The organism is Rhodococcus sp. WAY2 (assembly GCF_009859915.1).
Classification (GTDB): Bacteria; Actinomycetota; Actinomycetes; order Mycobacteriales; family Mycobacteriaceae; genus Rhodococcus_F; species Rhodococcus_F oxybenzonivorans.
Map to the genome: position 1 here is coordinate 1,372,886 of NZ_CP046572.1, position 21,016 is coordinate 1,393,901.

A 21,016-nucleotide genomic window follows, 5' to 3' on the forward strand; every position below is an offset into this window, starting at 1 on the left:
GGTGCGAGAAATTGATGCGGTCCTCTTCGACTACGGCGGCGTACTCACCGGTCCGGTGCGGGACTCGATCGCGGCGTGGCTAGCCGCGGATGGAATCGAGCCCGAGTCGTTCTCACGTACGTTGCGTGCCTGGATGTCCCGTAATGTCGAAGACGGTACGCCGGTCCATCGGCTGGAGACCGGTGCGCTCCCGGTCGCGGCTTTCGAGGCGTTGCTCGCGGCAGAGTTGCAGACCACCGACGGGCGCGTAGTCACGCCGGACGGGATGCTCAGCCGGCTCTTCGCCGGCATGCAGGCCGACTCGGCAATGTTCGAACTGGTCGAAGACCTGCGCGAAACCGGTCTCGAGGTCGGCCTTCTCTCCAACAGTTGGGGCAACACCTACCCACGCGCCCGAATCGACGAACTGTTCGATCCGGTCGTGATCTCCTGCGAGGTGGAACTCCGCAAACCCCACGCCGCCATCTACGAACTTGCCGTCGACAAACTCGGCGTACCCGCCGACCGGGTGCTCTTCATCGACGACGCCGAGCCCAACGTGATCGGTGCGCGGGCAGCCGGCCTCCAATCCATGCTGCACATCGACCACGCGTCGACGCGCGCCGCCCTGGCCGAACTGGTGCCAGGCCTCACACCCCACCCCACAGGAGTTCCCGCATGACCACACCCACCACGACCCGGACCGCCATCGTGACCGGAGCCGCCCGCGGCATCGGAGCCGGTGTCGCGAAGCGCCTCGCCGCAGACGGCCTCGCCGTTGCCGTCCTCGACCTCGACGAGACCGCCTGTAAATCCGTTGTGGCCGAGATCGAGACGGCGGGGGGCCGGGCACGTGCGGTCGGCGTCGACGTCGCCGACGAGGCGGCGGTGCAGGCCGCGGTCGAGCGGGTCGCCGCCGAGCTGGGCGAGCCGACCGTGCTGGTCAACAACGCCGGGATCCTCCGGGACAACCTGCTCTTCAAGATGACCACCACCGACTGGGACGCGGTGATGAACGTCCACCTGCGTGGCACTTTCCTCATGACCCGTGCCGTGCAGGGTTACATGACCAAGGCGAACTGGGGTCGCGTGGTCAACCTGTCGAGCACCTCCGCGCTCGGTAACCGGGGCCAGGCCAACTACGCCGCAGCGAAGGCCGGGATCCAGGGCTTCACCAAGACGGTGGCCCTCGAGCTCGGCAAGTTCGGCGTGACCGCGAACGCCATCGCGCCAGGATTCATCGAGACCGAGATGACCAAGGCCACCGCGGAGCGGATGGGCGTGCCGTTCGACGACTTCAGGGCCTTCTTGGTCAAGGAGATCCCGGTCGGGCGCGCCGGCCAGCCTGCCGACGTCGCGCACGCGGTCTCGTTCTTCGCCAGCGAGGGCGCTGGCTTCGTGTCCGGTCAGGTGCTCTACCTCGCGGGCGGGCCGAAGTCATGAGGGTCTTCGACGGCATCGCCGACCTCGAGAAGGCCGTGGGCACGCACCTCGGTCACTCCGAGTGGCACACGGTCAACCAGGACCAGATCGACGCCTTCGCGGCGGCGACGGGCGACCACCAATGGATCCACGTCGACCCGGCGAAGGCGGCCGAGGGGCCGTTCGGAACGACCGTCGCCCACGGCTTCCTGACACTCAGCCTGGTGCCGATGCTCACCTGGCAGGTGTACAAGGTCGAGGGCGTCAAGATGGGCGTCAACTACGGCGCCGACAAGCTCCGCTTCCCCTCGCCGGTGCCGGTCGGGTCGCGCGTCCGGGCGGGCGTGGAGCTGACCTCGGTCACGCCGAACAAGCTGGGCTACCAGGTCGCCACCCGGGTGACGATCGAACGGGACGGCGGCGACAAGCCGGCCTGCGTCGTCGACATGCTCGCGGTCGTGGTGCCGTGATGGCAACCGCACAAACGCCCCTCGGCCTCGATCTCGATGTCCTCGGCGCGTGGTTCGCGTCTGAAATCCCGGGCTCGGGCAGCGATCTGCGGGCGACCCTGATCGCCGGCGGAAGGTCCAATCTGACCTACATCGTGACCGACGGCCGGCAGGAATGGATCGTCCGTCGGCCACCGCTCGGTCACGTGCTCGCGACCGCCCACGACATGAACCGCGAGTACCGGGTCATGTCGGCGCTCCAGAACACCGGGGTGCCGGTCCCACGGACCTTCGCGTTGTGTACCGATCCTGCGGTGCTGGGCGCGGATTTCTATGTCATGGAGCGGTGCGCCGGTACGCCGTACCGGACCGCGTCCGAGCTCGAACTGCTCGGCACCGAGCGGACTCGTACGATTTCCGAACGCCTCGTGGATACGCTCGCCGCGCTGCACGCGGTCGAGCCGGCGTCGGTCGGGCTCGGTGACTTCGGGCGCCCCGAGGGGTTCCTCGGCCGCCAGGTCGTCCGCTGGAAGAAGCAGCTCGACGCGTCGCACACCCGTGACCTGCCCGCCGCCGACGAGCTGTATCGCAGACTCGCGGAGTCGGTGCCGACCGAGTCCGCTGCGGGCATCGTGCACGGCGACTTCCGGCTCGACAACGTCCTGGTCGACAACTCCGATCAGGTGGCCGCCGTCCTCGACTGGGAGATGGCCACGCTCGGTGACCCGCTGACAGATCTGGCGCTCATGCTCGTCTACTTCCGACTCGATGCAGACGCCGGCAGCGACTCGGCGGGAAATGTGTCGACTGCGCCCGGGTTCCTCGACGAGCGTGCGGTGATCGCGCGGTACTCACGCGGCAGTGACCGCGACCTCTCCGGGTTCGGCTTCTACCTCGGCCTCGCGGCCTTCAAGCTCGCCGCGATCATGGAGGGCATCAACTACCGCCACCTGCACGGCCAAACGGTCGGCGACGGCTTCGACCGCGTCGGCGAAGCGGTCCACCTGCTGCTCGACGCAGGCCTCAACGCACTGAAGGAGAACACCTGATGGGCTTCCAGGAGCTCGAGCACCGCTTGACGTGGGAACACCCGACGCACCTGTACCTGAAGGCGAAGGCCGACCAGGTCGCGTTCGGCACCGCAGGCGCACACCGCGCCGCGCTCGACGGCCTCGTCGACCTCACGGTGGGGGAGACGCGATGATTATCGGAGTGCTGAAGGAGGCGCGTGCCGGGGAGACTCGGGTCGCGGCAACGCCGACGACCGTCGCCGCGCTGCAGAAGCTCGGTTACCAGGTGGTGGTCGAGCCCGGCGCCGGCGAACCTGCCGGCTTCACCGACGGCGCGTACGCCGAGGCGGGCGCCGAGCTGAGGGATCCGCTCACGGCCGACGTGGTCATCGGGGTGAACCCACCGACGCTCGCGCAGCGGGACCGGTTGCAGCCGGGAGCCACGCTGATCGCGATGCTCAACCCGCGGCTCGACGACGGAATCGTCGCGGACCTGGCGCAGCGCCCGATCACGGCGCTGTCGATGGACGCCGTGCCGCGGATCTCACGCGCACAGTCGATGGACGTGCTGTCCTCGATGGCGAACGTCGCGGGTTACCGCGCCGTGGTGGAGGCCGCCCACGAGTTCGGCCGGATGTTCACCGGGCAGGTCACCGCGGCCGGCAAGATCCCGCCCGCGCGGGTCTTCGTTGTCGGAGCGGGCGTCGCCGGACTCGCCGCGATCGGTGCTGCGTCCGCCATGGGCGCGATCGTGCGTGCTTTCGACGTGCGCCCGGAGGTGGCCGAGCAGGTCGCGTCGATGGGCGCGGAGTTCGTCGAGATCGATTTCGAGGCCGAGGTCAGCGCCGACGGTTACGCCAAGGAGATGACCGCCGAGCAGGAGATCGCCACCGCGGCGATGTACGACGAGGAGGCGCGTGCGGCAGACATCGTCATCACCACCGCGCTGATCCCGGGTCGCCCCGCCCCGAAGCTGATCACCGAGGAGACCATCGCCGCCATGCGCAACGGCTCGGTGATCGTCGACATGGCTGCGGCCAACGGCGGCAACGCCGCGTTGACGAAGACCGATGAGCGCGTCGTCAGCGACAACGGCGTCCGAATCCTCGGCTACACCGATTTGGCAGGCCGGCTCGCCGCCCAGGCGTCACAGTTGTACGGCACCAACATCGTCAACCTGCTCAAGCTGCTCACGCCCGGTAAGGACGGGGAGCTCGTCCTCGACTTCGAGGACGTCGTGCAGCGTGGCATCACCGTCGTGCGGGACGGCGAGTCGACCTGGCCGCCACCGCCCGTGCAGGTCTCGGCCGCACCCCGCACGCCCGCCGCGGAAACTGTCCCCGCCGCCGCCGAACCGAAGGAGCCGATGAGCCCGGGCAAGCGGCTCGGCGTCGTCGCGGCGGTGGCTGCGGTCCTGTTCCTGCTGATCGGCGTCGCACCCGCGCAGCTCCAGCTGAACCTGACCGTATTCGCGCTGGCGATCGTGATCGGCTACTACGTGATCGGGCACGTGCACCACGCGTTGCACACCCCGCTCATGTCGGTGACCAATGCAATCTCCGGGATCATCGTCGTCGGCGCCCTGCTGCAGATCGGCAAGGGCGACACCGCGATCACGGTGATCTCATTCGTAGCAGTCCTGTTGGCCTGCATCAACATCTTCGGTGGGTTCGCGGTTACGCGTCGCATGCTCGCCATGTTCTCCAGGAGCTGACCGGCATGGACATACCTTCTGCATCCGTGGCGGCCTTCCTCGTTGCCGCCCTCCTCTTCGTGCTCACGCTCGCGGGGCTCGCTCGGCACGAGTCCGCCAAGCTCGGCAACTATTTCGGCATCCTCGGCATGGCGGTCGCTCTGGTCGCGACCACCGCGCTGGCCTTCGACGGCGGTGTCGACAGCCTCGGTGCCGTCCTGCTCGTGGTCGCGGTCATCCTCGGCGCCACCATCGGCCTCACGTTGGCCCGCAGGGTCGAGATGACGGGCATGCCGGAGCTGATCGCGCTGTTGCACAGTTTCGTCGGCCTGGCCGCCGTGCTCGTCGGCTGGAACGGCTACCTGCACGTCGAGAACCATCCTGGCGGCCACGAGTCGGCGGTGCTCGATGCCGCCGGACTGCTCGGCATCCACAGTGCCGAAGTGTTTATCGGCGTGTTTATCGGCGCGGTCACCTTCACGGGCTCGATCGTCGCCTACCTCAAGCTCTCGGCGAGGATCAAGTCGGCGCCGCTGGTACTGCCGGGAAAGAATGTGATCAACCTCGGCGCGCTCGTGGTCTTCGCGGCCCTGACCGTGTGGTTCGTCATCGACCCGCAACTGTGGCTGTTGATCGTGATCACGATCCTCGCGCTCGCCCTGGGCTGGCACCTGGTCGCGTCCATCGGCGGCGGCGACATGCCGGTCGTCGTTTCGATGCTCAATAGCTACTCCGGTTGGGCCGCAGCGGCTTCCGGGTTCCTGCTCAACAACAACCTGTTGATCATCGTCGGCGCACTGGTCGGCTCCTCCGGTGCCTACCTGTCCTACATCATGTGCAAGGCGATGAACCGCTCCTTCATTTCGGTGATCGCCGGCGGGTTCGGCGTGGTGGCCGGACCGGCGGACGACGTCGACTACGGCGAGCACCGTGAGATCCAGGCGGACGCCGTGGCGGAGCTGCTCGCCGGCGCGAAGTCGGTCGTGATCACCCCGGGCTACGGCATGGCGGTCGCGCAGGCGCAGTACCCGGTTGCCGATCTCACCGCGAAGTTGCGGGCGAAGGGGGTCGACGTGCGTTTCGGCATCCATCCGGTCGCGGGGCGCCTACCCGGCCATATGAACGTATTGCTGGCAGAGGCGAAGGTGCCCTACGACATCGTCCTGGAGATGGACGAGATCAACGACGATTTCTCCGACACCGACGTGGTTCTTGTCATCGGCGCGAACGACACCGTCAACCCGTCCGCGGCCGAGGACCCGGCGTCACCGATCGCCGGGATGCCGGTGCTCGAGGTGTGGAATGCCAAGGATGTCATCGTGTTCAAGCGTTCGATGGCCGCCGGCTACGCCGGGGTGCAGAACCCCTTGTTCTTCCGCGACAACAGCCAGATGCTGTTCGGTGATGCGAAGCAGCGGGTCGACGACATCCTCAGTGTGCTGTGACCTTCGGGGACGTGTAGACGCCCGGCGAACCGTGAATGCGGGCCCCGCAATGGGCGCGTCTTGTTCGTGTCGTAGAGCGCGGCGGACAGCCGGGCTCCGGGCAGCCGCCACCGCCGACGCCACGGCTGACTCGCTAGGCTGACCCCATGAGCACTGCTGAAGAGCCGTTGACCGCGGGCCGCGACGGGCTGTTGTCGTTGCTGCGTCACGGACAACTCCCCTCACGGGCAGCGAAGGCACCGCAGCGGGAGCGTTATCAGCGCATCGTCGCGGCGGCCATGGAACTCGCGTCCGAGGGTGGCTACGACGCCGTGCAGATGCGGGCGATCGCAGATAGGGCCGGGGTCGCCCTCGGCACCGTGTATCGGTATTTTCCCTCGAAGAACCACATGCTCGTCATGGGTCTCCTCATGGTGTTCGAGGGAATGCGCGCCCGCTTCGAGGACGTCGTGATTCCCGGGGACACGCCCTCCGAGCGGATTCTGTTCGTTCTCCGCAAGAACACGGAAGTGCTGGAGAAGGACCGACCGCGATACGAGGCGCTGGTTCGGGCGTTCATGTTCGCCGACGCGTCGGCGTCGGCCGAACTCGATGCCTTCGGCGCGCTGATGACCGAGATGTTCGCCAAAACCATCGGCGTCGAGAAGATCTCCGACGACCAGCTGAACGCAATACGCGTGATCGGTGACGTCTGGATGTCGAGCCTGGTGTCGTGGGTGGCCGGCCGCATTTCGGTCGACGAGGTCATGTCGCACCTCACTCTTGCTGTCCGCCTCGTGTTCCGGCGACTGGGCGGCTGAAGGTCGGGCTACTGCGGACAACGAAGTTCGCTGACGGATGTGCACGTCGGCGGCGGCCCCTTACGCCGTGTATCCACCGTCTACGTCGAGTTTCTGTCCGGTGATGAACCCCGCACGGTCACTCGCCAGGAAACACACGGCCTCGGCGATGTCGGTGGCCGTGCCGAAACGGCGCAGCGGGATGCGGCTCATGGCCACGTCGAGGGCGCGCTGGTCGAGATCGGCTGAAGAGATGAGGCGCTGCGCCATTCCGTCGGTGAGCATGCCCGGGCCGACGGAGTTGAAGCGGACCCCGAAGCGGCCCTCCTCGGCCGCGAACCCCTTGACCAGTTGCTCGACAGCACCTTTGGTGCCTGCCGAGAGGCCGTCGCGGACGGGGTAGCGGCTGGTGGCAGCGGTCGTGACCGCGACCACGGAACCTGCGGATTCCCGCAAGGCAGGGAGGGCGGCGCGGACGACGGTGAAGAACGCGACAGCTTCCTGTTCTAGATGGACGGCGTAATCCTTCGGCGTGATCTGCGACAGGTGGACCATCGGAATGTGCGGTCCCGCTGCGTGAATCAGGATGTCGAGCCCGCCGAAGTGCTCAACCGTCTGCCGAACGACCTCGGCGACGCGAAGTTCGTCGACGAGATCCGTGGAGAAGGCGGCGCAGGTGACACCGGTCTGCTCGAGTTCGGTCACCAGGTCGGCCGCGACATCGGCGTGGGATCGGTAGGTGATGGCCACGTGGTGCCCGTGGTTCGCGAGTTGCCGCGCCACGGCGGAACCGATGCCGCCTGTGCCGCCGGTGATCAGAGCGGACAGTCGCCGCGGGGGAACGCTGTTGCCGGGTGCCGCCATAGGGACTCCAATGATCGGGGACGAGCCACAACAACCTAGCAACTGCTTGGTCGCGCTGCGAACCGAGCGACCGCGCAGCGAACCGAGCGACAGCGCAGCCTTGCCTCGCTATCGGGCAACACCATGCGGGCCTAGCCTGAACCCATGTCCGCAGAACGCGCTGAGTCCTCGCATGCCGCCGGGGAACCGCACGGCCCCACCCTGGCCGGTCGCCTCAACTGGTTGCGTGCCGGGGTTCTCGGAGCGAACGACGGCATCGTGTCCACCGCCGGTCTGGTGGTCGGTGTCGCGGCGGCCACCACCGAGCGATCGGCGATCTTCACCGCAGGTTTTGCCGGTCTGGCGGCCGGAGCGGTGTCCATGGCTCTCGGCGAGTACGTGTCGGTGAGCACGCAGCGCGACACGGAACGGGCGTTGCTGTCGAAGGAACAACAGGAACTTTCCGAAACCCCGACTGCCGAATTCGAAGAGCTCGTGGCGATTTACGAGCGAAAAGGGTTGCGCGAGGACACTGCCCGCACGGTGGCCCGCGAACTCACCGAACACGATGCCTTTGCCGCGCACGTCGACGCCGAGTTGGGTCTCGATCCGGACGAACTGACCAATCCGTGGCAGGCGGCGGGGTCTTCGGCGCTGTCCTTCACTCTCGGTGCTGCCATTCCCTTACTGGCGATACTTCTCACGCCGGTGCACCTTCGCGTCCCTGTGACTTTTCTGGCCGTACTGTTCGCACTCGCCCTGACCGGGTCGGTGAGTGCCACTCTCGGCGGCGCTCGGCGGACCCGCGCCGTCCTGCGGGTGGCGCTCGGCGGCGCACTCGCCATGGGGGTGACCTATGGCATCGGTCAGTGGGTGGGGACCGGCATCACGTAGCGCCGGACGAGTCTCAGCTTCGACAGATCATGACCGGAGTGGTGGCGTGGTGGAGCAGGTTCTGGCTCGTCGAACCCATCAGCGCGCCGAGCAGCGGTCCACGGCCATGGCTGCCCACGACGATCAACTGGGCGTCGGTGGCGTGCTGGAGAATGACGTCCGCGGCGGCGCCCTGCTGAGCCACCTTCGTGACGGCGACGTCCGGGTACCGCTCCGACTCTCCGGCCAAGCCCTCCGACAGGACGGCGGCTTCCTCCTGTTTCACCGCCTCCCAGTCGACGAGCATGCCGGTGCCGCCCGCTCCGAATGTCGGCGAGCCCTGCCAGGTGTGGACCGCAACCAGGGGCGCGCCGAAAAAGGAGGCGAACTCGAATGCGTGCGACACCGCGTCGCGACTGAGTTCGCTTCCGTCGACTCCGACCACGACGGGACGACCGTCCGGCGCACTCGCCTCGCCGCGCAGCACGACGACCGGGCACTCCGCACGGTTGGCCACGTGCAGCGCGGTCGATCCGAGAAGGACCGACCGGAACGCCCCTGCTCCGGTCGAACCCAGCACGATGAGTCGCGCCCAGTCGGCGGCTTCGACCAGGGCCGTGCCCGCCGGTCCGGGACTGATCGTCGTCTCGATCGTGAGATCCGGGTATTGCTGTCCCAGTAGCTTCTTTGCGGTGTCGACGATGGCCTCGCCGTCCTCTCTCAATTGGCTGAGAAACTGCGATTCCAGCATGATCGACGCCGGGCTGTACAGCGGGCCGTCCTGCGGCAGCGCGTGGACGAGTGACAGTGTGGCGCGCCATTTCGCTGCTACTGCGGCGCCCCACGTGGCGGCGGCCGTGGACGCGTCGGATCCGTCGAGGCCGACGACGACGGAATGGCTTGAAGAGGTGCTCACGTCTGGTTCCCTTCGTCGGGCTGTACTCGTCCTGTGTCCACAGTGCCTTATGCGCGTACTTTGCGGACCCACCTCCGGCAAGTAACGGACTCGTCACGACACGGCGACGGATCGGCGTCGAAAATCCGGAATTCCGAAGATTCACCTGTCACAACACAATAGTCGTACACCTGTACTTTACTTCTGCCTCAGAGGTATCGGGAGGAGGTCACAAAGGGGAGAAGCCGACCATGTCCGCGAGCGCGGAGAGGAAGGACTCAGCATGACCACATGCCACATCGAGAGGCGCACCCTGGGGTGGATTGCCACGATCGGCGCAGCCGTGACGGTTCCACTGGGCCTGAGCACCGGCGTTGCGTCTGCCGCACCGCACAACTGGGACGCCGTCGCCGAATGCGAAAGCGGCGGCGACTGGACGATCGATACCGGAAACGGTTACTACGGGGGCCTGCAATTTCTGCCCGAGACCTGGAAATCCCATGGCGGAAAAGGCGACCCGTCGGAAGCGAGCCGAGCGGAACAAATCCGTATCGCCGAAAAGGTGCTCCAGAGCCAGGGGGTCGGCGCGTGGCCGGACTGCGGCCAATACCTGACAGACCCCGTCGAGGTGCCGCAAACGAACGAGCCGCCGGAAACGCCGGATGTGGGCGAGGTGCCGGAAGCGAGCGAGGTGCCCGAAGTGGCTCCGACGCCCCCTGTGCCCGAAGTGGCTCCGTCGTCGCCTGTGCCCGAAGTGGCTCCCTCGTCGCCTGTGCCCGAAGTGGCTCCCTCGTCGCCCGGGGATCTCACTCCGGCCGAAAAAGCGGCCGCGGTGAAGGCGGCTGCCCAGGAGGCTCTGGACAGTGCCCGCCGCCTCGCCGAGCAGAACGGCTCCGGTCAGGTTCTGGAGCAGAGGGTGGCGGCCTCGCAGGAGTAGTTCGACGTCCCTTCGCTGAGTGTCAGTGCGCCGGAGGTGTGGACGTCGGCCATGTCAGGGTCCGCTCACTGACGAACCCGCGGGGTGCACCCGACAAGGGATCGGTGAATTCCACCGAGCGTGCGAGTAGGCGCAACGGAGTCGAATAGTCGTCCCCGGCAACGTCATAGAAGTCGGGGTAGAAATTGTCACCGAAAATCGGGATGCCGAGTGAGCTCATGTGCAACCGCAGCTGGTGCGTCTTGCCGGTGTGCGGGAGCAGTCGATAGCGCGCGGAACCACCGCGGATTTCGAGCAGTTCGATGCGACTCTCGCTGTTCGCGGGCCCCTCCGTCTCGAAAGCCTTCAAGACGCCGCGTTGCTTGACGATGCGGCTGCGGACCGTTGCCGGCAGAGTCAACTCGGGGTCGTAGCGGGCAAGCGCCTCGTACTCCTTGCGCACTTCCCGTCGATCGAACAGCGATTGGTAGTCCCGCCGGACCTCGCGTCGCACGGTGAAGATCAGAACTCCTGCGGTGAGACGATCCAGCCGGTGCACGGGCGTCAGGTCGGGAAGTCCGAGACTCCTGCGCAACCGTACGAGTGCGGACTCGACGATGTACGCGCCCCGTGGTGTGCTGGCCAGGAAATGGGGCTTGTCGACGACGAGCAGATTCTCGTCGCGATGCAGGATCTCGATCTCGAACGGCACCCGCGATTCCACCGGAGGATCCCGGTAGAGATAGACGTCTCTCCGCGGGACGAACGCCGTCGACTCGGTGACGGGGTGCCCCCGCTCGTCGACCACCTCCCGCGCGGCCACCTTCTCGCGGAGCCGTGTTTCGTCGTGGGGAAAGCGGCCGACGAGGTACTCGAGGACGGTGGGCCACGGTCCGTCGTCGGGCGTCCTCAGCCGCGTCGGGTTGAGGCCGTCACGAACGGGAAGCGGGGCGTCGGGCACACCGTCGACGGTAATGCAGCTTGTCTGTAACTCGGCGTTGACCTGGCGCGAACCCATGGTTACTATCCGGTAAGTTTGTGACGCGGGCCACCCTGGCCGCTGAGGCGCGTCATCGGAAAGTTCACGGGGGTTCTTAGGTGATCGTGCGTCGCTGGGCGTTTCGACCAGGTGTATTGGCAGTCGCGGTAGCAATGTCCATAGGGCTCGCTGTAGCGCCCACGGCGTCCGCTGACCCGACCGGAGGACCCGCAGCCGCACAGTGGCTGGCTGCCGTCGATGCACCGCCGGCCTACCCGGTCATCGCCATCGACTGGGACGTGCCCATCACGATGAGCGACGGGACGGTGCTGAAGGCGAACGTCTACCGGCCTGCCGACGCGGCAGGCATTCCGGTCGACACGAAGATGCCCTCGGTGCTCAATGTCACGCCATATACCAAGTTGATCGGCAACGTCGTCGACTCCGTGCTCGCGGTCCCGGGGCTCGAAGACACCGTTGTCGACCTGGTGAATTCCTACAACCTCGCCGGGACGCCGTTCGACGGCATCACCGAGGCCGCGAAGGTTCTGTCAGGCGGCGGCATGCGCGTTTTCGGTGTCAACCGTGACCTCGTGCAGAACGGGTACACGCAGGTGGTCGTGGATGCGCGGGGCACCGGCTTCTCGCAGGGCGAATGGCAGGCACTCGGCCCGGTCGAGCAGCGCGATTCCGTCGAGGTGATCGATTGGATCAGCAAGCAGAGCTGGTCTGACGGCAGAGTCGGGATGGGCGGCGTGTCCTACTCGGGCATCAACTCCCTGCAGGCCGCGGGTCATCAGCCGCCTGCCCTGAAGGCGATCTTCCCCACCGAACCCGGAAACGATCTGCTCCGCGACATCGTCGGGACCGGCGCCGGACTGGGTGTCGGTTTCATGCCCCTCTGGCTCTCTCTGGTGAACGGTCTCAAGTTCGTTCCGGACGTGCAGGCGCTCGCGCAGGGCCGCTTCGACCAGACCTGGCTTCAGGCTCGGCTTCGTGATCCCCTGACGCTGTTCCCGGCTCTCCTCGAGGCCATGACAGCGCCCACCGTGAACGACCTGGATCCCGGCACGCTGCGGGTAGCGCAGGATGGGGAGTTCTACGAGGAGCGCAAGGCCCGGGTGGACAACATCGAGGTGCCGACGATGCTCTACGGCGCGTGGCACGACATCTTCGCCAACAGCGAGCCCCGGGTCTACAACGAGATCCCCCTGCCGGCGGGCGAGAAGCAGCTGATCATGAGCGACGCCTACCACATCAACTTCGGTGGTGGGTTCGGTGAGCCGGGGGCCCCGCCGCGCCTCGACGTTCTCGAACGCGCTTGGTACGACAAGTGGTTGAAAGGTGTCGACAACGGAATCGACGGCTACGGCCCGGTCACGCTGTATCAGCAGGGCAACGGATGGACCACTACCGATTCGTTCCCCCGGGCCGGCGTCGACTACCAGCGGATGTATCTGTCGAACGCGCCGAGCGGCACGGCGGGGCATGCTGCGCACGACGGCAGCCTCGTCGCGGCGCAGCCCGCCGATTCCGCGAATCTGACGGTGGCGCCGGGCCTACGGGCGCTGTGCTCGCGTGACGGCGCCCAGGGGACGGCCGGGGCGGCCGTGATCTTCGGATCTGCCTGCACCAAGGACTCCCGTTTCAACGAGGCTGAGGGACTCACGTTCACCAGTGCCCCCGTCACCCGGCCCACCGAGCTGTCGGGGCCTGTCAACCTGCATCTCGAGACGGTGCTCGACGCCACCGACGGTTTCTGGGCGGTCACACTCAACGACGTCGCCCCCGACGGTACGTCGACGACCTTGACCAATGGGGCGCTCACTGCGTCGATGCGTGCGGTGGACGATGCGCAGAGCACGAAGTCTCCCAACGGCGACTACACCGAACCGCATCACCACCTGACGGTGGCGGCGCGCCAGCCCCTCGTTCCCGGGGAGATCACACCCGTGGACATCAACTTCGTGCCCACTGACGCCGTCCTGGCGCCCGGACACCGGTTGCGTGTCGACGTGTACGCGAGCAGCTTTCCGCGTTATCTGCCGCTCGGACCGATGCTCGCGGACAGCCAGTTGAAGCCGCAGCATGTCCGGTTGTCGCCGGACAGGCCGAGTTTCGTCAACCTCCCGCTGGTCGGAGCAACGGCGTGGTGACGGGTGTTGGCCGCGTCCCGACTTCCGTAGGGTTGCTCTCATGACCAAGTGGACAGCAGCGGACATCGCGGATCAGCAGGGCCGGACGTTCGTCGTCACGGGCGCCAACAGTGGATTGGGGGAGGTGGCTGCGCGCGCACTCGCCAAGGCGGGCGCCCACGTCGTCCTCGCCTGCCGCGACACCACGAAAGGCGACGCGGTCGCGCGCACCATCGGTGACAACGCCGAGGTCCGCCGACTCGACCTCGCCGATCTGGCCTCGGTGCGGGACTTCGCCGCGGGCATCGATTCGGTCGACGTGCTGGTGAACAACGCCGGAGTGATGGCGGTTCCCCGGCGTAAGACCGTCGACGGCTTCGAAATGCAGATCGGCACAAACCATCTCGGCCACTTCGCGCTCACCGGCCTGCTCCTCGCCAAGATCACCGACCGAATTGTCACGATGTCGAGCACCGCGCACAAGATGGGATCCGTGGACCTCGACGATCTCAACTGGGAAAACCGCAAGTACAACCGGTGGAGCGCGTACGGACAGTCGAAACTCGCGAATCTTTTGTTCACCTACGAGCTACAGCGCAGACTCGCCGCGGCGGGGTCGTCGGTCAAGGCTGTGGCCGCGCATCCCGGTTACGCATCGACCAATCTGCAGGCCCACACCGAGTCGGTACAGGACAAGCTGATGGCCGTCGGTAACCGAATCTTCGCGCAGTCAGCGGAGATGGGTGCGCTGCCCATGCTGTACGCGGCCGCCGCTCCCGATGTGGCGGGCGGTAGTTACCTCGGGCCGGACGGGCTGTTCGAGCAGCGTGGCCACCCGAAGGTGGTCGGTTCCAATAACAAGTCGCGGGACGAGAAGACCGCGGGTGCCTTGTGGTCGCTGTCCGAAAACCTGACGGGCGTCGAATACACCTTCGCGTGACCGACGCCCGCCGGTAGGTTCAGTCCTCGGTGACGTCGAGGGTGACCTCGACGTTTCCCCGAGTTGCGTTGGAATACGGGCAGACCTGGTGCGCCTTCTCGGTCAATTCGAGGGCCTCGTCCCGCGAGAGGTGGGGCAGGGACACTTCGAGGGTCACGGCGAGACCGAAACCGCCGCCGTTTGCCGAGCCGATTCCGACGCGCGCACCGACCGCCGAGTCGGTGACATCTGCCTTGGCCTGGCGGGCCACCATCTGCAGTGCCGAGTGGAAGCATGCGGCGTAGCCGGCGGCGAACAACTGCTCCGGGTTCGTGCCGTTGCCCGAACCGCCCATCTCGACGGGAATGGCAAGGTCGAGATCGAGTCGGCCGTCCGAGGTGCGGGCGTGGCCGTTACGGCCTTCTCCGGTGGCGAGGGCTTCAGCGGTGTAGAGAATCTGCACGGGATTACTTCCTTTTCAGGGGATCGGTTGCGGTGTACTGGTGTAGCGATTCGGTGAGACGACTCAAGGTGTCCCGCAGGGCGACGAGCTCGTCGACGTCCATACCTGTCGAGCCGGCCAGTGCGGCCGGAATGCCCACGGCGGAATGCCGCAGCTGGGTCCCGGCCTCGGTGAGGTGGATACCGACCCGCCGCTCGTCGGCCGAGTCGCGACGACGCTCGACCAACCCGAGCGATTCGAGTCTCTTGAGTAGCGGTGACAGGGTGCCGGTATCGAGATCCAGGGCGTCGCAGATGTCGCGCACGCCGCGGCCGTCCCGCTCCCACAGCACCAGCAGAACCAGGTACTGCGGGTACGTCACGCCCAACTTCTCGAGCAGCGACCGGTAGGTGGCCGTCATGGCCCGCGATGCCGAGTAAAGGGCAAAGCACAACTGGCGGTCGAGGGTGAGAGGGTCGGTCACCCCCGAATGGTTGCACACAACTTAATTGTGCGCAACAAAGATGGGTGCGGCTTTTTCTCTGGGCGACTGCGCTTAGACTGTCGCCAGTGACACGGGGTGCTGCCCGGCGAAAGCTGGGCGGCTGAGAACACACCCGTCGAACCTGAACTAGGTAGTGCTAGCGAAGGGATGTCGCGCCGACCGCTGATGCGTGCGGTCGTCCGGCGTTCCTCGCGGCCGGACGAAAGGTGCGCAATGCAGATCGACAAGCAGATCGTTCTCGTGACCGGGGGTGGACGCGGCCTCGGTTCCGCCATCGTGCGCTCGTTCGCCGAGCAGGGCGCACGGGTGGTGGTGAACTACCGTCGTAGCCGAGACGCGGCCGAGGACCTCGCGGCGGAGGCGGGCGACGGGCAGGCCATCGCGCTTCAGGCCGATGTCACGGACCGCGAACAGGTCGACGCCCTGTTCGGCGCGGCGGCAGACCACTTCGGCTCACCGGTCACCACCGTGATCAACAACGCCCTCGCCGATTTCTCCTTCAACGGTGACGCCCGCGACAAGGCCGACGCCATCTCGTGGGACGCCTTCGACGCGCAGCTGCAAGGGAGTGTCAAGGCGACTCTGAACACCACGCAAGCCGCACTACCGGGCATGCGCTCAATCGGCTTCGGCCGCATCGTCACCATCGGAACCAACTTGTTCCAGAACCCCGTGGTTCCCTACCACGATTACACGGCGGCCAAGGCTGCAGCACTGTCACTGACCCGCACGCTCGCCGCCGATCTCGGTCCCGACGGCATCACGGTGAACATGGTGTCGGGCGGGCTGCTGCGCACCACGGACGCGAGCGCCGCCACTCCGGACGAGGTGTTCGACCTCATCGCGGCGAGTACGCCCCTGCAACGCGTCACCACTCCGGAAGAATTCGCCGACGCGGTGCTGTTCTTCGCCTCTCCGTGGTCGCGTTCGGTGACCGGCCAGAATCTCGTCGTCGACGGGGGATTGGTCAAAGACTGATGGCAGCACGTAAGCAACTGCACCTCAACGCATTTCTTTTCGCCTGCGGACACCACGGCGCCGCCTGGCGGCACCCGGCGTCGCAGGTGGAACGGCTCACCGACATCGCCTACTACGAAGAGTTGGCGCAGACCGCAGAACGTGGCTGCTTCGACGCCGTCTTCTTCGCCGACGGACACTCGGTGCGAGACCCCGCCGCCGGCGGACTGTGGTTTCTCGAACCGCTGACGGCGTTGTCGGCGATGGCCCGGGCGACGGAGCGAATCGGGCTGGTCACCACCGTGTCCAGCACCTTCTACACGCCCTTCCACGCCGCCCGGATGCTTGCATCGCTCGACCACATCAGTGGCGGCCGTGCCGGGTGGAACGTCGTGACCTCCATGTTCGACGCGGAGGCCCGTAACCATGGACTCGAGGAAATGCCGCCGCACGACGAGCGGTACTCGCGCGCCGCCGAGTTCGTCGACGTGGCACTCGCGCTCTGGGATTCGTGGGATGCCGACGCGTTGGCACCCGACCGGGGCGGGATGTTCGCCGACCCGGCGAAGGTCGCCCCGATTCATCACCGCGGCAAGCATTTTCTGGTGGACGGCCCGCTGAACGTGCCGCGGTCGCCGCAGGGGCGTCCCGTCCTCTTCCAGGCCGGTGCCTCCGAGCAGGGTCGGGACCTGGCGGCCCGCTGCGCCGAGGGGATCTATGCCGTGGCCTACGACCTCGAATCCGCGCAGAGTTACTATCGAGACGTCAAGCGGCGCATCCGTACTGCGGGCCGCGACGCCGACGCCGTGACCGTGATGCCGGGTCTCGTCACCTACGTCGGATCGACCACAGAAGAGGCACACAGGAAGAAGGCCGAACTCGACGCCCTGCTGCCGGTCGAACAGTCGATCGCGCAACTGTCCCTGTTCACGCATCAGGATTGCAGTGAGTGGGAACTGGACGCGCCCGTCCCCGACCTGCCGCCACTCTCCGAGTTCACCGGACCGCAGGGCCGCTACGACACCATCCTGCGCATCATCGAGAAGGATCGGCCCACGGTCCGCGCGTTGCTGGGAACACTGGCCGCCGGTGGTGGGCACTGCACGATGATCGGCACGCCGGAGTCGATCGCCGACGACATCGAACGGTGGTTCCACGGAGGTGGCGCCGACGGCTTCAACCTGATGCCGCCGATCTATCCGGACGCTCTCACCGACTTCGTCGACGAGGTCGTTCCCGTACTGCAGAAGCGCGGACTGTTCCGTACCGAGTACGAGACGGCGACGTTGAGGGAACATCTGTCTTCGCCACCACAATGAACACAACCTTCTCTACGTCCGTAACAGTGACTGTGAGCGCCCGCTCGATCAACACTTGCTGTTGTCGCGATCACAGTGCGACTTTTCAGGTGCGGACGAGGAGTGGCAATGCTGGTAGCACTCGGCTTTCTGATGGTGGCCGTGTTCATGTTCTTGATCATGTCCAAACGGGCCACCCCAGTGGTCGGGCTGATTGCCGTCCCGGTCGCATTCGGTATCGCGGCCGGGGCCGGTCTGGGTATCGGCGACATGATCACCGACGGGATCAAAGCGCTGGCGCCCACTGCGGCACTGCTGTTCTTCGCGATCATCTTCTTCGGGATCATGATCGACGTCGGGCTCTTCGACCCACTCGTGAAGGTGATTCTCAAGCTCGTCCGCAACGATCCCATGCGGCTCGTCGTCGGCACGGCAGTCCTGGCCATGGTGGTGTCGCTGGACGGTGACGGGTCGACGACCTTCATCATCGTCACCTCGGCACTGCTCCCGCTCTACCTGAAATTGAAGGTGAGCCCCGTCGTCCTCACCGTCGTCGCCGGGCTTTCGAACGGTGCGATGAACATCATCCCGTGGGGTGGGCCGACCGTCCGAGCTGCTGCGGCCCTCGGGATCTCCCCGTCCGACGTCTTCGTGCCGATGATTCCTTCGCTCGTCGCCGGACTGGTCATCGTGCTGCTCTTCGCCGTGCAGCTCGGCTACTCCGAACGGCGACGCATCGGCACCCTGGTTCTCACATCCGAGCGTCTACTCGTCGGCGCGGGATCCGGTCGGACTCGGCTTGGTTCCGGCGGCGCAGACGGTGGCAGCGGCAACGCAACCGGCGGTTCCGGAGATTCCGGGTCGGACGACGGGCTCGACGGCTTCGTCGACGGACTGGACCCCGAGCGGCCGACGCTGCGACCGAAGCTGTTGTGGTTCAACGCTGCTCTGAGCGTGGGTCTGCTGGCCGTGCTCGTGATGGACGTCCTGCCCATCCCGGTGCTCTTCATGGTGGCGGCATCGATCGCCTTGATGGCGAACTTCCCGCGCGTCAAGGAGCAGCAGGAAGCCATCACCCGGCACTCGTCGAGCATCGTCTCGGTGGTGGCGATGGTGTTCGCCGCAGCCGTGCTCACGGGAGTCTTCCAGGGCACGGGCATGGTCGAGGCAATGGCGCAGTGGTTGCTCGAGATCATCCCGGCATCGCTCGGACCGCACCTCGCCGTCATCACGGGTGTCCTGAGCCTGCCCTTCACGTTCTTCATGAGCAACGACGCCTTCTACTTCGGTGTGATGCCGGTGCTCGCCGAAACCGCGTCCACCTACGGCATCGAGCCCGTCGAGATGGCCCGCGCTTCGATCACCGGACAGACCTTCCACATGCAGAGCCCGTTGGTCCCGGCCATCCTGCTGCTCGTCACCCTGGCAGGTGTGTCCCTGGCCGACCACCACAAGAAGGTGCTGTGGCGGGCCGCGCTGGTGTCGCTGACCATGCTGGTGGTCGGTGTTCTCGCCGGTCAGATCCCGATGTAGTCCTCGCGGCGTCAGTCGTCCGTGTCGGTGGCGGGCCCCTCTGGGGTCGCGCCACCTTCGCCGCTCCAGTCCGCACCCGAACCCTTGTCGTCCTCCGCGGGATCGGACATCACGTCTTTGTGGGCACCCGATTTGCCACTCTCCGTACTCGTCGTCGCCGGGCCGGGTGTGTTCTCGTGCTGCTCGGTGTCCTTGTGCGTCATGTCCGACGGTTACCCACACGGCTGCACGTTCAAAAATCGGGAGCTCGTCTGCCTCCAATTTCCTCGGCGGCCAGGCATACTGATCGAAACTCGATCCCTCCTGGTGAGGCGGTGTCTTCGTGGTGGATCCCGAGGTATTGGTGGTCGGAGCGGGTCCGGTAGGACTGACTGCGGCGATCGAACTGCGCAGGCGCGGCATCTCCTGCCGCATCATCGATCCGCTCCACGAGCCGCCGCAGTATGCCAAGGCGGTGGGGATCCAACCCCGGACCCTCGAAGTGTTCGAAGGTATGGGCGTGCTCGGGCGAGTACTCGACGCGGGGGTTCCATTCCGTGGGCAGATCCTCTACGTCGACGGAGTCGAGGTCGGGCGAATGGAATTGGCCTTGCCCGCGGATGTGCCGTTCGGGTTCATCGGACTGCCCCAGTACGAGACCGAACGCGTACTCACCGAACACCTGGCTTCCCTGGGCACCAGGGTCGAGCGCGGAATCGGCCTGGTCTCGTTCGAACAGGACGAGGGCGGAGTGGTCGCCACGGTGAGCGGGGACGGCGGCGGGACCATCCGGTCGCAGTACCTCGCCGGATGCGACGGCGCGCACAGTGTGGTGCGCAAGGGTCTCGGTCTCACGTTCGAGGGCGGCGCCTTCGCCGAGCAGTACATGCTCGGTGACGTCGAAGTGGACTGGTCGTTGCCGCGTGGCTACAACATTCGTTCGGTCCGTCGCACGGAGGACGGACCCGACGATGTCCTCGTGTGCATTCCCTTGCCCGGTCGTCGTCGGTACCGGATGTCGATGCTGGTGCCCGCGGAACTGTCGAACACCGGCACGTCGGCCGGCGACAACATCCGGCACGGATTCGAGTCGGGCCCCACGCCGCAACTCGGGCACATTCAGGCCGTACTCGACAGGCTGGCTCCCGAACCGGCCCGGGCATCGAACCTTCGGTGGTCCTCCGTCTTCCGCATCAGCCACCGCATCGTCGACTCCTACGGACGTGGACGCGTGTTCGTTGCCGGCGACGCCGCCCATATCCACCCGCCCACCGGGGCGCAGGGCATGAACACCGGGATCCAGGACGCCCACAACCTGGCATGGAAGCTTGCGCTCGCCGTGTCCGGAGTCGCGGCACCCGACTTGATGGACAGCTACGACCTCGAGCGGCGGCCGGTCGGCGAGGAGGTCGTGGGTCGCACCATCCGCAGCGCGCGGGAAGGGATCGGCGCGGGTGCTTCGGACCCCGAACTGGTCATGCGCCGCGAAGCGCAGCTGCTCATCGACTACTCCGACAGCCCTATCGTGTCCCGGACCGAGGGCGCGACCACGCTGCGGCCCGGTGAGCGAGCGCCCGACGCGCGTGGGTTGACCCGCGCCGCCGTCGCGTTCCCGATCCGGCTGTTCAGGTTACTGGGACGCGACCGGCACACATTGCTGCTGTACGCCGACGACTCGGTCGACGCGCGGGGTCTGGCCGTGCTGGAGGCTGCTGCGGCGTCGGCCGGAACCGCGGCCCACGGCCTGCTCGACACCTATCTGATCGCGACTCCGGGTGCCGAGGTCGGTGAAACGATTCTTCCGCTCGTGCGGGACGAGGCCGGCGAATTCGCCGCGGCCTATGGCGCCGAGGGTTGCGCGGCGTACGTCGTCCGTCCGGACGGCTATCTGGGCTTCCGGATGGCGCCCGTCTCGATCGAGGGTCTCGCCGAACACCTGAAGTCGACTTTCCGCTGACACCGCCG

The 21,016-nt window shown here is 66.5% G+C and carries 22 protein-coding genes and 1 riboswitch; of the genes, 16 read left to right on the top strand and 6 right to left on the bottom strand.

Annotation, left to right across the window (positions count from 1 at the left end):
• The first annotated feature begins 1 nt into the window (after position 1).
• The 8 genes from GFS60_RS06450 (at position 2) to GFS60_RS06485 (ending at position 6,798) form a co-directional block, all read left to right on the top strand.
• Entirely contained in the window at positions 2 to 661 is a 660-nt protein-coding gene (locus GFS60_RS06450; RefSeq protein ID WP_236603390.1) for an HAD family hydrolase, read from the top strand.
• Positions 658 to 1,422 carry a 3-oxoacyl-ACP reductase FabG gene (fabG, locus tag GFS60_RS06455; protein WP_159919755.1) on the top strand — a complete coding sequence of 255 codons (765 nt, stop codon included), beginning with the start codon at positions 658 to 660 and terminating at the stop codon, positions 1,420 to 1,422. The genes GFS60_RS06450 and fabG overlap by 4 nt, the downstream gene beginning before the upstream one ends.
• On the top strand, positions 1,419 to 1,871 hold the full coding sequence (locus tag GFS60_RS06460) for a MaoC family dehydratase (protein WP_159919757.1): 453 nt from the start codon (positions 1,419 to 1,421) through the stop codon (positions 1,869 to 1,871). Before fabG ends, GFS60_RS06460 begins: the two co-directional genes overlap by 4 nt.
• Positions 1,871 to 2,899, top strand: coding sequence for a phosphotransferase family protein (locus GFS60_RS06465; protein WP_159919759.1), 1,029 nt, complete (start codon positions 1,871 to 1,873; stop codon positions 2,897 to 2,899). The genes GFS60_RS06460 and GFS60_RS06465 overlap by 1 nt, the downstream gene beginning before the upstream one ends.
• Entirely contained in the window at positions 2,899 to 3,054 is a 156-nt protein-coding gene (locus GFS60_RS06470) for an acyl-CoA dehydrogenase (RefSeq protein WP_159919761.1), read from the top strand. The genes GFS60_RS06465 and GFS60_RS06470 overlap by 1 nt, the downstream gene beginning before the upstream one ends.
• Positions 3,051 to 4,574, top strand: a complete 1,524-nt coding sequence (locus tag GFS60_RS06475) for a Re/Si-specific NAD(P)(+) transhydrogenase subunit alpha (protein ID WP_159919763.1) — start codon at positions 3,051 to 3,053, stop codon at positions 4,572 to 4,574. The genes GFS60_RS06470 and GFS60_RS06475 overlap by 4 nt, the downstream gene beginning before the upstream one ends.
• A 5-nt stretch (positions 4,575 to 4,579) precedes the next feature.
• Complete coding sequence (gene pntB / locus GFS60_RS06480) at positions 4,580 to 5,998, top strand: Re/Si-specific NAD(P)(+) transhydrogenase subunit beta (RefSeq protein WP_159919765.1); 1,419 nt, start codon at positions 4,580 to 4,582, stop codon at positions 5,996 to 5,998.
• Positions 5,999 to 6,144: 146 nt separating this feature from the next.
• Positions 6,145 to 6,798 (top strand): TetR family transcriptional regulator, encoded by a 654-nt coding sequence (locus tag GFS60_RS06485; protein ID WP_159919768.1) that lies wholly within the window; start codon positions 6,145 to 6,147, stop codon positions 6,796 to 6,798.
• A gap of 60 nt (positions 6,799 to 6,858) precedes the next feature.
• Here the strand turns inward: GFS60_RS06485 and GFS60_RS06490 are convergent, their stop codons facing one another.
• Positions 6,859 to 7,641: an SDR family NAD(P)-dependent oxidoreductase gene (locus GFS60_RS06490; RefSeq protein ID WP_159919770.1), complete on the bottom strand. Its 783-nt coding sequence runs from the start codon at positions 7,639 to 7,641 to the stop codon at positions 6,859 to 6,861.
• A 144-nt stretch (positions 7,642 to 7,785) separates the two neighbouring features.
• On the opposite strand from GFS60_RS06490, the gene GFS60_RS06495 reads away from it, so the two are divergent.
• On the top strand, positions 7,786 to 8,514 hold the full coding sequence (locus GFS60_RS06495) for a VIT1/CCC1 transporter family protein (RefSeq protein ID WP_159919772.1): 729 nt from the start codon (positions 7,786 to 7,788) through the stop codon (positions 8,512 to 8,514).
• A 13-nt stretch (positions 8,515 to 8,527) separates the two neighbouring features.
• Here the strand turns inward: GFS60_RS06495 and GFS60_RS06500 are convergent, their stop codons facing one another.
• On the bottom strand, positions 8,528 to 9,409 hold the full coding sequence (locus GFS60_RS06500) for a universal stress protein (protein WP_159919774.1): 882 nt from the start codon (positions 9,407 to 9,409) through the stop codon (positions 8,528 to 8,530).
• Positions 9,410 to 9,671: 262 nt separating this feature from the next.
• Between GFS60_RS06500 and GFS60_RS06505 the strand changes: the two genes are divergently transcribed.
• A complete protein-coding gene (locus GFS60_RS06505) occupies positions 9,672 to 10,325 on the top strand; it encodes a transglycosylase family protein (RefSeq protein WP_159919776.1) in 654 nt (217 codons plus the stop codon).
• A 22-nt stretch (positions 10,326 to 10,347) separates the two neighbouring features.
• On the opposite strand, the gene GFS60_RS06510 is transcribed toward GFS60_RS06505, so the two are convergent.
• The gene (locus GFS60_RS06510; protein ID WP_442972180.1) at positions 10,348 to 11,322 is read right to left on the bottom strand and encodes a pseudouridine synthase; all 975 of its coding nucleotides are present in this window, start codon (positions 11,320 to 11,322) and stop codon (positions 10,348 to 10,350) included.
• Positions 11,323 to 11,456: 134 nt separating this feature from the next.
• Between GFS60_RS06510 and GFS60_RS06515 the strand changes: the two genes are divergently transcribed.
• The gene (locus GFS60_RS06515; RefSeq protein WP_159919778.1) at positions 11,457 to 13,439 is read left to right on the top strand and encodes a CocE/NonD family hydrolase; all 1,983 of its coding nucleotides are present in this window, start codon (positions 11,457 to 11,459) and stop codon (positions 13,437 to 13,439) included.
• A gap of 40 nt (positions 13,440 to 13,479) precedes the next feature.
• On the top strand, positions 13,480 to 14,358 hold the full coding sequence (locus tag GFS60_RS06520; RefSeq protein ID WP_159919780.1) for an oxidoreductase: 879 nt from the start codon (positions 13,480 to 13,482) through the stop codon (positions 14,356 to 14,358).
• A gap of 19 nt (positions 14,359 to 14,377) precedes the next feature.
• Here the strand turns inward: GFS60_RS06520 and GFS60_RS06525 are convergent, their stop codons facing one another.
• The gene (locus GFS60_RS06525; RefSeq protein ID WP_159919782.1) at positions 14,378 to 14,800 is read right to left on the bottom strand and encodes an organic hydroperoxide resistance protein; all 423 of its coding nucleotides are present in this window, start codon (positions 14,798 to 14,800) and stop codon (positions 14,378 to 14,380) included.
• 4 nt (positions 14,801 to 14,804) lie between these two features.
• Positions 14,805 to 15,263 carry a MarR family winged helix-turn-helix transcriptional regulator gene (locus GFS60_RS06530; protein WP_159919784.1) on the bottom strand — a complete coding sequence of 153 codons (459 nt, stop codon included), beginning with the start codon at positions 15,261 to 15,263 and terminating at the stop codon, positions 14,805 to 14,807.
• An 82-nt stretch (positions 15,264 to 15,345) separates the two neighbouring features.
• A riboswitch (TPP riboswitch) is annotated at positions 15,346 to 15,449 on the top strand.
• A 48-nt stretch (positions 15,450 to 15,497) separates the two neighbouring features.
• Here GFS60_RS06530 and GFS60_RS06535 point away from each other — a divergent pair.
• The 3 genes from GFS60_RS06535 to GFS60_RS06545 all read left to right on the top strand — a co-directional run bounded on the left by GFS60_RS06535 (position 15,498) and on the right by GFS60_RS06545 (position 19,072).
• Positions 15,498 to 16,262, top strand: coding sequence for a 3-oxoacyl-ACP reductase (locus GFS60_RS06535; RefSeq protein WP_201453513.1), 765 nt, complete (start codon positions 15,498 to 15,500; stop codon positions 16,260 to 16,262).
• Complete coding sequence (locus GFS60_RS06540; RefSeq protein ID WP_159919788.1) at positions 16,262 to 17,560, top strand: LLM class flavin-dependent oxidoreductase; 1,299 nt, start codon at positions 16,262 to 16,264, stop codon at positions 17,558 to 17,560. Before GFS60_RS06535 ends, GFS60_RS06540 begins: the two co-directional genes overlap by 1 nt.
• 108 nt (positions 17,561 to 17,668) lie before the next feature.
• On the top strand, positions 17,669 to 19,072 hold the full coding sequence (locus GFS60_RS06545; RefSeq protein WP_159919789.1) for a CitMHS family transporter: 1,404 nt from the start codon (positions 17,669 to 17,671) through the stop codon (positions 19,070 to 19,072).
• Between the two features lie 11 nt (positions 19,073 to 19,083).
• Here the strand turns inward: GFS60_RS06545 and GFS60_RS06550 are convergent, their stop codons facing one another.
• On the bottom strand, positions 19,084 to 19,275 hold the full coding sequence (locus GFS60_RS06550) for a hypothetical protein (RefSeq protein ID WP_159919791.1): 192 nt from the start codon (positions 19,273 to 19,275) through the stop codon (positions 19,084 to 19,086).
• Between the two features lie 119 nt (positions 19,276 to 19,394).
• Between GFS60_RS06550 and GFS60_RS06555 the strand changes: the two genes are divergently transcribed.
• A complete protein-coding gene (locus GFS60_RS06555; RefSeq protein WP_159919793.1) occupies positions 19,395 to 21,008 on the top strand; it encodes an FAD-dependent monooxygenase in 1,614 nt (537 codons plus the stop codon).
• The last annotated feature ends 8 nt before the right edge of the window (positions 21,009 to 21,016 follow it).

Excerpts from the sequence above, each read along its gene's own strand:
- fabG (WP_159919755.1), top strand. The coding sequence starts at position 658 with ATGACCACACCCACCACGACCCGGACCGCCATCGTGACCGGAGCCGCC.
- GFS60_RS06460 (WP_159919757.1), top strand. The coding sequence starts at position 1,419 with ATGAGGGTCTTCGACGGCATCGCCGACCTCGAGAAGGCCGTGGGCACG.
- GFS60_RS06465 (WP_159919759.1), top strand. The coding sequence starts at position 1,871 with ATGGCAACCGCACAAACGCCCCTCGGCCTCGATCTCGATGTCCTCGGC.
- GFS60_RS06470 (WP_159919761.1), top strand. The coding sequence starts at position 2,899 with ATGGGCTTCCAGGAGCTCGAGCACCGCTTGACGTGGGAACACCCGACG.
- GFS60_RS06475 (WP_159919763.1), top strand. The coding sequence starts at position 3,051 with ATGATTATCGGAGTGCTGAAGGAGGCGCGTGCCGGGGAGACTCGGGTC.
- pntB (WP_159919765.1), top strand. The coding sequence starts at position 4,580 with ATGGACATACCTTCTGCATCCGTGGCGGCCTTCCTCGTTGCCGCCCTC.
- GFS60_RS06485 (WP_159919768.1), top strand. The coding sequence starts at position 6,145 with ATGAGCACTGCTGAAGAGCCGTTGACCGCGGGCCGCGACGGGCTGTTG.
- GFS60_RS06490 (WP_159919770.1), bottom strand. The coding sequence starts at position 7,641 with ATGGCGGCACCCGGCAACAGCGTTCCCCCGCGGCGACTGTCCGCTCTG.
- GFS60_RS06495 (WP_159919772.1), top strand. The coding sequence starts at position 7,786 with ATGTCCGCAGAACGCGCTGAGTCCTCGCATGCCGCCGGGGAACCGCAC.
- GFS60_RS06505 (WP_159919776.1), top strand. The coding sequence starts at position 9,672 with ATGACCACATGCCACATCGAGAGGCGCACCCTGGGGTGGATTGCCACG.
- GFS60_RS06510 (WP_442972180.1), bottom strand. The coding sequence starts at position 11,322 with ATGGGTTCGCGCCAGGTCAACGCCGAGTTACAGACAAGCTGCATTACC.
- GFS60_RS06515 (WP_159919778.1), top strand. The coding sequence starts at position 11,457 with ATGTCCATAGGGCTCGCTGTAGCGCCCACGGCGTCCGCTGACCCGACC.
- GFS60_RS06520 (WP_159919780.1), top strand. The coding sequence starts at position 13,480 with ATGACCAAGTGGACAGCAGCGGACATCGCGGATCAGCAGGGCCGGACG.
- GFS60_RS06535 (WP_201453513.1), top strand. The coding sequence starts at position 15,498 with ATGCAGATCGACAAGCAGATCGTTCTCGTGACCGGGGGTGGACGCGGC.
- GFS60_RS06540 (WP_159919788.1), top strand. The coding sequence starts at position 16,262 with ATGGCAGCACGTAAGCAACTGCACCTCAACGCATTTCTTTTCGCCTGC.
- GFS60_RS06545 (WP_159919789.1), top strand. The coding sequence starts at position 17,669 with ATGCTGGTAGCACTCGGCTTTCTGATGGTGGCCGTGTTCATGTTCTTG.
- GFS60_RS06550 (WP_159919791.1), bottom strand. The coding sequence starts at position 19,275 with ATGACGCACAAGGACACCGAGCAGCACGAGAACACACCCGGCCCGGCG.